This is a genomic window from Kitasatospora sp. NPDC057542 (genome assembly GCF_042801945.1).
Classification (GTDB): Bacteria; Actinomycetota; Actinomycetes; order Streptomycetales; family Streptomycetaceae; genus Kitasatospora.
On sequence record NZ_JBHVFE010000839.1, the window covers coordinates 1 to 1,406 of the forward strand.

Annotated in this window: 1 protein-coding gene; it reads left to right on the top strand. The window is 72.0% G+C overall.

Translation table 11 applies throughout. The features are described from left to right. The first annotated feature begins 241 nt into the window (after positions 1–241). Positions 242–1,327, top strand: coding sequence for a HEAT repeat domain-containing protein (locus ACFU7Y_RS43965; RefSeq protein ID WP_380772076.1), 1,086 nt, complete (start codon positions 242–244; stop codon positions 1,325–1,327). Positions 1,328–1,406 lie beyond the last annotated feature (79 nt).

Sequence of the window (1,406 nt, forward strand, 5' to 3'; positions counted from 1 at the left end):
TCTTCCTACTGAAAGTAGGACGTGCTCTGGTAGCACCGCTGACGCCTGACGAGGACTCATGTTCCTCGCGACATCAGGAATATTAGCAGCTCAACGCCCCTGCGCCGAATCGTGGTCCCGGGGCGCGGACTCACGCCCATCAGGCCTCCGCTCCGCGGCCTCGAAGGCCGGGGCCTGCCGCTGAGGCGGGCGGCAGGAATCCAGTACCCCGGCACCCGGCCCTTCGGATATGAAGGCGCACATGGACAACGCGGTGGAGTTGACGGGGCGCATGATGACGGCGGCGCGAGCGGCGGAGGCCTCGGAGGCGGACCAGGATTCGCACGCCTACTGGGCGCTGGTCCGGGAGGCGGCGGAGGGGGAGAGCGGGGAGACCGCGCTGCGCTGCGGCTTGGGGCTGCTGGATTCGGCCGATGTCCTGGAGCGACAGGTGGGCTGCGACCTGGTGGGAAACGCGGCCGGCGCGCACGAGTCGCTGCGGAGCGAGGCGGCGACCGCCCTGATGGCGCTGGCTGAGGCGGAGACGGAGGTCCGCGTGTTGCGTTCCCTCGTTGTCGGCCTGGGGTGGGCGCAGGACCCGCGCGCGGTTCCCGTGCTGGTACGGCTTTCCGAACACGAGGACGCCGACCTGCGGCTTCAGGTCGCCTCGGCGATCGGCTCCGCCAGCAGCGGACTGCCCGACGGGCCCGATGTGCGGGCCCTGATCCGGCTCACCGAGGACCAGGACCCCGAGGTCCGCAACTGGGCGGCCTTCACGTTGGGAGTCCAACTGGACCAGGACACGACCGCCATCAGGGACGCGCTGTGGAAGTGCACCACCGATGAGTACGGCGAGGTCCGGGAGGAGGGCGCGCGAGGGCTGGCCAGACGGCACGACCTGCGGGCCGTCCCACTGATCGCGCAGCTGCTGGGCTCCGACGACTGGTCTCACCCCCTCACCCTGGACGCAGCGGCGATCCTGGGCGTCCCCGAGCTCCTGCCGGCTCTGGACGCCTGTGAGTTCGACGCCTGCGAAACCGACCGGGCCATCGCGGCCTGCGACCCGGCGCGGCGGGCCCGGATGGAGGGCGACGCCTGGAGGGTCGTCGTGGAGCTGGAGCGGCTGCGCCCCGGCATCGGCGCGGCGCTCAGCTCACCGCGCTACGAGTCGGTGCACTGTCTGCAGGTGACCCTCCCGGATGCGGTCGACGCATGCTACGACGCGGCCTCACTGCTCGCCCGCGCCGGCGGGGACCCGGTGCGGGCAGCCGAGCTGGTGGTGGCCGACCTCGCTGCTCCTGCCGGGAGCGGACCGCGGACTGACGGTCTCCCGGAGTCCTCGGGCTGAGCGTCGCCGAGGGGGCCGCCAGTGCCGCATGGGCGGGGGCGAAACGCGGAAGGGTCCGGCACCTGTGTAGGTGCCGGAC

Coding starts and splice junctions, on each gene's coding strand:
- ACFU7Y_RS43965 (WP_380772076.1), top strand. CDS start 242: ATGGACAACGCGGTGGAGTTGACGGGGCGCATGATGACGGCGGCGCGA.